Annotated in this window: 9 protein-coding genes; all 9 read right to left on the reverse strand. The window is 47.8% G+C overall.

Going from position 1 to position 10171, the window contains the following annotated elements; genetic code table 11:
* Positions 1-90: 90 nt before the first annotated feature.
* Positions 91-585, reverse strand: a complete 495-nt coding sequence (locus tag AZ66_RS22410) for a chemotaxis protein CheD (RefSeq protein WP_021262447.1) — start codon at positions 583-585, stop codon at positions 91-93.
* Positions 582-1202, reverse strand: a complete 621-nt coding sequence (locus AZ66_RS22415) for a chemotaxis protein CheC (protein ID WP_021256533.1) — start codon at positions 1200-1202, stop codon at positions 582-584. The genes AZ66_RS22410 and AZ66_RS22415 overlap by 4 nt, the downstream gene beginning before the upstream one ends.
* A gap of 4 nt (positions 1203-1206) precedes the next feature.
* Positions 1207-1668 carry a chemotaxis protein CheW gene (locus AZ66_RS22420; RefSeq protein ID WP_044356881.1) on the reverse strand — a complete coding sequence of 154 codons (462 nt, stop codon included), beginning with the start codon at positions 1666-1668 and terminating at the stop codon, positions 1207-1209.
* A gap of 58 nt (positions 1669-1726) precedes the next feature.
* Positions 1727-3811: a chemotaxis protein CheA gene (locus AZ66_RS22425; protein ID WP_044356882.1), complete on the reverse strand. Its 2085-nt coding sequence runs from the start codon at positions 3809-3811 to the stop codon at positions 1727-1729.
* Between the two features lie 41 nt (positions 3812-3852).
* On the reverse strand, positions 3853-5217 hold the full coding sequence (locus AZ66_RS22430; protein ID WP_021262449.1) for a protein-glutamate methylesterase/protein-glutamine glutaminase: 1365 nt from the start codon (positions 5215-5217) through the stop codon (positions 3853-3855).
* A 67-nt stretch (positions 5218-5284) separates the two neighbouring features.
* A complete protein-coding gene (locus tag AZ66_RS22435) occupies positions 5285-6199 on the reverse strand; it encodes a MinD/ParA family protein (RefSeq protein WP_021262450.1) in 915 nt (304 codons plus the stop codon).
* Between the two features lie 4 nt (positions 6200-6203).
* Positions 6204-7583, reverse strand: coding sequence for a flagellar biosynthesis protein FlhF (gene flhF / locus AZ66_RS22440; protein ID WP_021262451.1), 1380 nt, complete (start codon positions 7581-7583; stop codon positions 6204-6206).
* Positions 7580-9613 carry a flagellar biosynthesis protein FlhA gene (flhA, locus tag AZ66_RS22445; protein ID WP_021256538.1) on the reverse strand — a complete coding sequence of 678 codons (2034 nt, stop codon included), beginning with the start codon at positions 9611-9613 and terminating at the stop codon, positions 7580-7582. Before flhA ends, flhF begins: the two co-directional genes overlap by 4 nt.
* A gap of 32 nt (positions 9614-9645) precedes the next feature.
* The coding region (locus tag AZ66_RS22450; protein ID WP_044356884.1) for an EscU/YscU/HrcU family type III secretion system export apparatus switch protein at positions 9646-10171 on the reverse strand (526 nt) is incomplete at its 5' end.

Raw genomic sequence — 10171 nt, forward strand, 5'->3', positions numbered from 1 at the left:
GACCAAACATTATTGCTCCATGACACCATTAAGGCAAAGATAGATCCGACAGCACCGAATATGTAATTCCAACGTATTGTTCCTCTTATGTTATATATCCTTTTCACCCATCTGCACGCTGCGAATGTGTAGTCTCCCGTCATCACAGAACAGTTCTATCGTTCTCCCATAATTGCCGCCTGTGTCTTCGGCATGAAGCGGGATACTGTATTGCTCCAACATCAATTTGCAGGAATCTACATTCCGTGGTCCGATACGCATCATATCGTTATTCGAAGCGAAAGCAAACATCTGGGCGCCTCCAGCCATCTTCGCATGAACCCGGGACAGAGAAGCACCCGCTTCTGTCATACGGCGTATCAATTCTGGAATGGCAGTATCCGCATACTTGGCGATGTTGCGATTCCCCTCTCTAGCAATATCCGAAGACGGCAGCATAACATGCGCCATTCCGGCAATTTTGGCAACCGGGTCATATAACGTCAATCCAACGCACGAACCGAGACCGGTCGTCCGTAAGGAACCGAAACGGCATACCTGCAAATCAGCCATTCCGACTTTTACAACCGTCGACTCTTCTATCATTCGAATGGCACTCCCAATGCAGCAAATATTTTGTCAAAAGAGTCCGGGTCAGGTATTAAGAAAAAGGTTCCTTGCACTTCATCGCAGTCTTGCAAAAACTTCGTATCGATTAGCAACGCGCTGTCTCCCATTTCCCCGTATTGCAGTATTCCGTAGTTGAGCACTGCGCCCGCCATATCGATAGCAAGCTGAGGAACTGTTGGCGACATCGCCATATGAGTGAAATCTGCCAAGGAAGACAAGTAAGAACCTGCTAAAATGTTGCCGATCTCCGACAAGGCGGACAATTCCATGTCATTGAAACATTGACTCGTATCTGAAGGCAATGCTTCCAAGTGCGACAAAAGACGCTTTGCGGCATCTGTATCGAACATAAAGAACAAATGACTTGGCGCATCTCCTTCGACACGAAAATATATTGCTATCACAACATGTTCTGCGCCACCAACCTCGTCCGCAATTTCCTCGAACGGCAGAAGCCGTACCTTCGGTACAGCCATATCAATCGGTCGGTTGAGCAGCCGGGATAGTGCCGTTGCGGCGTTGCCAGCACCAATATTCCCGACTTCCTTCAGAACATCCAGCTTGAACTCTCCGAGACGTTCGAATAAGTGCACGCTGTTATGCCTCAAGCTGTTCTAATCGAATAATTTCACTCTTATTCAGCACTTCGGCCAAATGGAGCATAATAAGTAAACGGTCATCCCCAATCTTAGCTACGCCGCGCAAGTATTTGGCTTGAATGCCGCCCACAACCTCTGGAGCCGGTTCGATATCTTCGTCCATAATATCAATAACATCATTGGCGCTATCCACGATAAAGCCAACTTCCAAATCTTCATAAGCTACGATAATAATACGAGATTGTTCCGTCACTTCTGCAGACGGCAATCCGAATCGACCACGAAGCTCGATGACCGGAACAACAACCCCGCGCAAATTAATAACACCTTTAATGAAGTCGTATGTTTTCGGAACCCGTGTGATAGGAAGCATACGCTCTATCGTTTTTACCTTTTCAACTTCGATTCCGTATTCTTCTTCCCCTAACGTAAAGACAACGACCTTTAACTCCTCTGCCATGTCACGTCCTCCTTCATTTGAATATGACTATTTTGCAATCATAAATAGACATTGAGGATTACTTCAGCAACGCATTCGGATCAATGATCAATGCAACTTGTCCATCACCAAGAATGGTTGCTCCTGAGAAGCCTGGCGTATTTTTTAAATAGCTTCCTAATGGCTTCAGAACAATTTCATTTTGACCGATAAAGTCATCGATAGCCAATGCCGCTATACGGTCACCTTTGCGTACGATGATGATCTCAACCTCTTCTTCCTCCATATCCGAATAATTCGGGCAATCGAAAAGTGTGCTGAGTGATAGAAGAGGGATTACACTGTCTCGGTAATCAACCATCCGGATACCACCATGAACCCGGCGTATTTTTTCTTTCTTGACCATGCTTGTCTCCACTATAGAGCTAAGCGGAATCGCATATTTCTCACTTCCCAAACGGAAGAGCATGGCCGATAATATGGACAATGTAAGCGGGAGCTGTACGATAAACTTCGTTCCTTGTCCCAACTTAGACTCAACAATGACGTGTCCACCTAAAGATGTTATCTTGGATCTTACTACATCCAGTCCAACACCCCTGCCAGATATATCCGAGACCTTCTCCGCCGTACTGAATCCAGATGCGAATAGCAGCATATACACCTGCTCATCACTCATTTGAGCTGCTCTCTCCGCGGTGACAACGCCATTCTTGATGGCTTTCTTCAACACCATCGCACGGTCGATCCCGTGACCATCTTCTTCAATTTCGATGAAGACATGATTGCCGCTGTGGAAAGCCCGCAAATGAACAGTCCCTGTTTCTGGCTTGCCAGCTGCGATACGATCCTCAATAGATTCAATACCATGGTCGACTGCATTACGCAGCAAGTGAACAAGTGGATCCCCGATCTCATCGATTACGGTACGGTCAAGCTCTGTCTCAGCACCGGTAATAATAAAGTCTATCTTCTTATCGAGTGATTTGGCTAAGTCACGCATCATCCGCGGGAATCTGCTGAATACCGTATCAACAGGAACCATGCGCAGCTTAAGCACAATATTTTGCAAATCAGAGCTTACTCGTGACAAATGCTCCACCGTATCTGTCAAATCATGATGCTTGAGATCACCTGACAATTGCTCGAGCCGTACGCGATCAATGAGCATTTCGCTTAGTAGATTCATCAGTACATCGAGCCGTTCAATATCTACGCGAATCGTCCGGTTCGCAACTGCTTTTCCAGTTGCTTGCGTGCTGCTTGGCTTTCGTGCAGGCGCAGACGCAGCTTCGGACGCCGCTGGCTGCTCTGTCTTCACTTCTGGCTTGGCTGGCGCTGCAGTTGCTGCTGCTTCTTGTCTACCTGCTTGTACTTCTTCGATTTGACTATTCCAATTGCGGATGTCTTCAAGCGTGAATGGCTGTACTTGTACGCTGTCCAGCTCCGAGACTTGTCTGATCTCTTGCTGCAATCGCTCGGCCTCTTCACCGCTGACAAAGAATACAGTAAAGCCATTGTCGAACTTATCCTGCTCAATGTCCTGTGCAGGAGGATTCGACTTCACTACTTCACCGTACTGCCCTAGCACCTGAAATACCATATAGGCTCTAGCTGCCTTTAGTACGCAATCTTCACGCAATCGGATGTGGATGTAGTACACATGCATGCCTGCTTCCACCGATTGTTCCAAGATACTTCTTTGGAATTCATCAAGCCGCTCATTCTGCTCTTCAGCATCATCTGCGGAGCTTCCGTCTGCGGAAGAAGCTTCCTTCTTGTAATCGCCTTTGACAATCGATTGGAGAGCTGCAACAATTGCCGTCACATCTGCCTTGCCTTCTCCACCGTTAGTTATATCGGACACCATAGCTTCTAAAGCATCCAAGCTTCGGAATAACGTATCAAAAATGAAGGAGTCCATCGCGAGCTGTTGGTTTCTTACAAGATCCAATACATTTTCCATCTGGTGTGTTAATGAGGCCAAATCCTCAAACCCCATTGTCGCTGACATCCCTTTTAGGGTGTGGGCCGACCTGAAAATGACTTGCACGATCCCAACATCGTCTGGCTGGTTCTCCAACTCTAGCATGTGCTCGTTCAACGCTTGCAAATGGTCGTTCGCTTCGTCAATAAACATGGACAAATATTGATTCAAATCCATGCTCGAACACCTCCTTTAACGATTTGCACAACAGTATCTGATCATTTCATTGCATGTGTAATGGACTTTGCCATCTGATGTAGTGGAATGACTTGCGATACGCATCCCAACTCGATTGCCGCGCGCGGCATGCCGAAGACGACGCAGCTTTCTTCACTTTCGACAAAGGTTGAAGTTACGCCCTCGTCGGCCAACCGTTTCATCATTTTCGCACCGTCACTACCCATTCCCGTTAACAGCACGATATGTCGTTTCAGTCCCTTCAACGGCAGTAGTGATTCGAACAGGGAATCAACTGATGGACGATGTCCGTTGCGGGGCTCACCTTTGGATAAAGCAATCGAATAAGTCCCCTCTGTATTGCGCACGGCCATCATATGCATGCCACCTGGTGCAATATAAGCTACCCCAGTCTGCAGCACATCGCCATGCTGCGCTTCCCTTACTTCAATATCACTGTAATTGTTCAAACGTTCAGCTAATGATTTTGTGAAATTAGGCGGCATATGCTGAACCACCAATATCGGTGCGGGAATATGTTTAGGTAATGCTGACAACAGCTCCTTCAATGCACGCGGACCGCCCGTCGATGTCCCAATGGCAACAATTTGCTCAAATCTCGTTGAGTTGGCTGCATTTGCTGTTCCAACGAATTCTGAGGCACTCGGATGCGTGACATCTAGGCGCTCTTCGTGATTACGTATAGGATGCAACTCCTCGTTCGCATTCGGAGCGACTGGCTTCCCCACACGAGTACGGCCAATAATCGGCGTATCTTCCATGCTGCGCTGTGTCTGCATTTCCTTCGCTGCCAATTTTGCAGCCGCTCTAGAAGTAATTGGACTCTTCGCACTCAGCTTGTTCCCATCATCTGTACGAGACTTCAAACCGGATTGATGCGGAAGCCTTGGGACGAGCTCTTCTGTCGGTAAAGCAGCTGCGTACTCCCGCTTCAGCCGCTCCCCTTGTTCCCGTAATCGTTCCAGCTGACGCTTTCTTTCTTGAGAAGCAATTGCAGTATGCAGCTTCTCCCGCAGCATTTCTCCAACCTTATGTATATCTTTCGTTCCACCCGCAGGGCTTGGTTTACATACGAAGTCAAAAGCTCCATATTCAAGTGCGGATAATGTCTCCGAGCGCCCTTCTTCTGTTAAACTTGACAGCATAATGACCGGGGTAGGGCAATCTGTCATTATGCTCTGAAGTGCTTCGAGGCCATTCTGAATCGGCATCTCAACATCCAGCGTCACTGCATCTGGCTTCAGTTCCATCACTTTGTGTACAGCATCTGCACCATTAGAGGCAGTACCGATAATCTCAAAGGAATGATCCTGGATAATTAAATCAGATATAATCGTTCGCATGAAGGCCGAGTCGTCCACGACAAGCACTTTCTTGGTTGTCAATTTCTCATCACGCTCCCTAAGCAGCCATTTGTGAATGCTGCGTCCTCCATTTCTTCATGCCTTACATTTAGGAGGACCATCTGCCCAGCCATTTCCGCAAAAATTGCTTAACCCCTCCAGCTTGTCCAGTCTGCCCGATTCCGTGAATGTAAGCATTGGCTAGTTCACGAAGCTGCTTGGCAACTATACATTGTGGATACAAAATGGCGAATGGGATTTGCCTCTTTACGGCCTGCATCACATGGGGATCATCATATAAAATCCCTAGCGTCGGAATCGGACGATCCAAGAATCGCTCCGCTACCGTTGATAATCGCTCAGCCGTCTGGCTTCCCTCTTTCCAATCTGAAGCTCGATTGATGACAAGACGGAACGAATGATCAGGTCTCGCAGCGGAAACGACCTTAATCAGTGCATAGGCATCCGCAATTGACGTTGGCTCTGGTGTGGTTACAACAAGCGTCTCATCCGCTGCTGAGAGAAATTGCATCGTCTCCTTACTCAGGCCCGCTCCCGTATCAAACAAGATGACATCATACTGTGATGACCAATTCTCCATTTCTTGGATGAAGTGTTCAATATGAACGGAAGGCATATCCAATAATTCTTGGAACCCGGAGCCTCCTGGAATGTAGTGCATTCCTCGAGGACCTACCTGAATAATATCCTGCAGGGAGTGCCCGTCTCGCAAGACGTGCATGAGGCTCACACCTGATGTCGCACCGAGCAGAACATCAATGTTCCCCATGCCGATATCCGCATCGAATACAAGTGTTCGATATCCTGCGTCTTGGAGGGACAGCGCGAAGTTCAACGTAAAGTTGGATTTTCCCACGCCGCCCTTACCGCTCGTAACGGCAACAATACGTGCAGATCGAACTTCAGAGCTTCCCTGCGCCATCCAAGATGACACCGTGGAACCAACTCTTTCATGACGGGATTCTACCAACTGTCTTAGTCCTTCTGCTTGATCGTAGCTCATTTCGTCATGCACCTACTATTCGTCTTACCGCTTCATCCACCTGGAACGGCTCGATATCGTCCGGGACATTCTGTCCTGTTGTTATATAACTGAACGGAATCGTCGTTCGATCTGCAAGTTCAAGCACAGCACCGAATGTATCTGTCTCATCCGCCTTCGTGAATATGATCCGATCGATGCGCTGTCTTGAGAAACGCTCCAATATAGCGATCATATCTTCTGTCTTGGAAGTTAAGCTCAAGACGAGGAATGTCTCACTGTCTGGGAATGGCTTAAGCATCGTATTCAACTCATTCACATACATATCGTTTCGGAAATTGCGCCCTGCTGTATCCATAATGATCAGATCACAGCCTTGCAGCGCCCGCAATGCCCGTTCCGTGTCATTGGGCGAGGTCACAACCTCCATCGGAACGTTCAATATCGATGCATATGTTCTGAGTTGTTCAACAGCTGCAATTCGATAGGTGTCAGAAGCTATTAGACCTACCTTGCGTTGGTGATGGAACATTTGATCTGCAGCCAGCTTCGCAATCGTCGTCGTCTTACCTACACCAGTCGGCCCAACGACATACAAAATGCGGGTAGCAGGTGTCAATCCATGAACAACATGCGACTGAAGCTTCTCTTCTACGATATCTTTCACATAGCCCCTCAGCACATCAGAATCAGGCTCTTCTTCACGGTTCAACTTGCATTGCTCCCAAGCCTGCTGCACGTATCCATATGCAGCCTCTTGCGACAATCCTTGAAGCCTGAGATGACGCTCTACCTCCTGTGCGCTCTCTGACCATGAATCATAATTGACGCGCTCCATTACTTTACGCATCATCCGTTTCATTTCAGCCAATTCTTTCTGTAAATGAGGGTCAGTCGGATCTTGTTCAATCGATGTCATCGGCATAACGGCCCGTTCAGACCGTGCAAACGGAAGCTGCGTCCATGGCACAGATGTACTCTCTTCATCTAAATCAGCCGGCTGCATGGAATTTGGGGGCTGAACCGACCCATTAGAGCTCATTGATTGCGGCATGCGCCCAACTGCATCTCCCTGCATTTGGGCGGTTCCACGTTCCACAGTTTTTGCAGACTGAGCATTGCTGCCGCCTCCCCCATACATAGAGCGAGCAACCGATGAAGGAACATACGATTGCATCGCCCCATTAACAGGAGGCGTATTTGGATCTGTGGAAGACTTGACTGTAGGCTTAGCTTGTTCGTCGACCGCCGCCACTACTTCAATAGCTCGCTTACGGAACATGCCAAGAATACCGCCTGTCTTAACTTCTTTGGTACTGACAATGACCGCATCTTTACCAAGTTCTTGCCTGATTTGACTCATGGCCTCCGGCATCGTTTCGACGAGGTATTTTTTCACCCTCATACATTCACCACTCCGACGCTTTGAATTTCAACATTTGGTTCAAGCTCATTGTAGGACAGAACCGGCACATCCTGCATCGCACGCTCCATGAGCTGCCGCAAGTACATGCGAATATTCGGAGATGCCAGCATGATCGGCGAATGTCCGGTTTGAAGCAGCTTCTGAATCTGTTCACTCATGCGTTGATATACCTGCTGTGTCGTATTCGGATCCAGAACAAGGTAAGAACCATGCTCATTCTGCTGCACATTGTCCGAAATTTTCTTTTCCAAGCTTGGTCCAATTGTGATCACACGCAGCGTCTCGCCTGGAGTTGAATATTGCTGTGTAATTTGGCGAGCAAGCGCTTGACGCACATATTCAGTTAGTACATCTGGATCCTTCGTATATGTACCGTAATCTGCCAGTGTTTCGAATATGGTTACGAGATCGCGAATCGAGATCTTCTCTCGCAGCAGCTTCGCCAGAACTTTCTGAACATCCCCGATCGTCAATACATTCGGAATCAGTTCATCCACAAGAGCAGAATATTGTTCCTTAACCGTTTCAACAAGCGATTTCGTCTCCTGACGTCCAATAAGCTCGTGTGCATGCTTTTTAACAATTTCAGTCAGATGCGTAGCCACAACAGAAGGCGGATCTACAACTGTGTATCCCGCCAATTCGGCACGCTCCTTCATCGCATCATCCACCCATAATGCTGGCAGTCCGAATGCCGGCTCTACCGTTTCGATTCCTGACACCGATTCATCATCATAACCGGGATTCATCGCCAGATAATGATTGAGCAGAAGCTCCCCGCGGGCTACCGCATTGCCCTTAATCTTGATGACATATTCATTCGGCTTCAATTGGATATTGTCTCGAATGCGGATGACAGGAACGACCAAGCCGAGCTCTAATGCGCATTGGCGTCGAATCATAATAATACGGTCGAGCAAATCCCCGCCTTGCTGTGTATCCGCAAGCGGAATAAGTCCATAACCGAACTCAAATTCAATCGGATCAACCTGCAGCAGATTGATTACACTCTCTGGACTGCGCACTTCTTCAATCTGCAGTTCTTCCTCAAGCTGCTCTTCTTCGATTTGCCGCTCATCGATGTTCTTCTGCATCCGATATCCGGCAATCCCAAGAATGACAGCAAATGGAATCGTAGATCCAATTCCAATTGGCGTAAGTAATCCAAGTAACGCGATCGTCCCTGATACGATATAGAGCAGCTTCGGATAAGCAAACATCTGCGCTCGCAAATCTTCTGCCAAGTTTCCATCAGATGCCGCCCTTGTTACGATAAGACCTGCTGCGGTCGAAATAAGAAGCGCTGGAATCTGGCTGACAAGTCCATCACCGATCGACAATATCGAATAAGTAGATGCCGCATCGCCAAATGATTTTCCATGCATCGCCATTCCGATAATGAATCCGCCGATCAAGTTAATAAGCAGGATGATGATACTTGCAATCGCATCCCCTTTTACGAATTTACTGGCACCGTCCATGGCGCCATAGAAATCCGCTTCTCGGCTAATCTTATCACGGCGATCACGGGCCTGCTGTTCGTTGATAAGTCCTGCATTCAAGTCTGCGTCAATTGCCATTTGCTTACCCGGCATCGCATCGAGCGTAAAGCGTGCTGATACTTCAGCGACCCGCTCTGAGCCTTTCGTAATAACAATAAACTGTACAATGACAAGAATGAGGAAGACGACAAGACCAACCGCAATATTTCCCTGGGTTATCCACTCACCAAATGTGGCAACTACGTCACCAGCTTCGCCATTCGTAAGAATTTGCTTCGTAGTGGATATGTTCAGTGCGAGTCGGAACAATGTCGTAATGAGCAGCATAGCCGGGAAAATCGAGAAGTTCAACGCTTCCCTCGTATTCATGGCAATGAGCAAAATCATGAGCGCGATCGATATATTGATTACGAGTAAAATGTCAAGCAACCAGGTCGGTATGGGTAAAACCATCATGAGTACGATACCGATAATACCGACCAAGACGAATAAATCTCTCGTTTTCACGGAATGCACCCTCCATCCTTGATCAAGATTAATCAATTGCCTTTGCCTTTTACTTTGTATACGTATGCCAGTACCTCAGCCACGGCTTGGAACAAATCGGCCGGAACGGTATCGCCAATATCGGCCCTCTGATACAAAGCACGGGCGAGCGGCTTGTTTTCCATCGTTATGACGCCGTGTTCCTTGGCGATCTGCTTAATACGGAGCGCGACGTAATCCTGTCCCTTGGCTACAATCTCCGGTGCTTCCATCGCACCACCATCATATTTCAATGCAATTGCGAAGTGCGTCGGGTTCGTAATGACGACGTCTGCTTTCGGAACCTCCTGCATCATGCGCATGAGTGCCATACGCCGCTGTCTTTCACGAATTTTACCCTTAATAAGAGGGTCACCTTCGGTCTTCTTGAATTCGTCCTTAATGTCCTGTTTTGACATCCGTAAGCTTTTCTCGTATTCATATCGTTGGTACATGTAATCCAGAGCGGCGAGCACACATAACGCCACTCCAATCTTCAAGCCAAGCACAAGTGTCAAAATGCCCTGTAAATGACATGAT

The organism is Paenibacillus sp. E194 (genome assembly GCF_000935845.1).
Taxonomy (GTDB): domain Bacteria; phylum Bacillota; class Bacilli; order Paenibacillales; family Paenibacillaceae; genus Paenibacillus_B; species Paenibacillus_B alvei_B.

What these genes read in the sequence shown, in the direction of transcription:
- flhF (WP_021262451.1), bottom strand. Translation starts at nt 7,583, where the DNA reads ATGAGGGTGAAAAAATACCTCGTCGAAACGATGCCGGAGGCCATGAGT.
- AZ66_RS22425 (WP_044356882.1), bottom strand. Translation starts at nt 3,811, where the DNA reads ATGGATTTGAATCAATATTTGTCCATGTTTATTGACGAAGCGAACGAC.
- AZ66_RS22410 (WP_021262447.1), bottom strand. Translation starts at nt 585, where the DNA reads ATGATAGAAGAGTCGACGGTTGTAAAAGTCGGAATGGCTGATTTGCAG.
- AZ66_RS22435 (WP_021262450.1), bottom strand. Translation starts at nt 6,199, where the DNA reads ATGAGCTACGATCAAGCAGAAGGACTAAGACAGTTGGTAGAATCCCGT.
- AZ66_RS22420 (WP_044356881.1), bottom strand. Translation starts at nt 1,668, where the DNA reads ATGGCAGAGGAGTTAAAGGTCGTTGTCTTTACGTTAGGGGAAGAAGAA.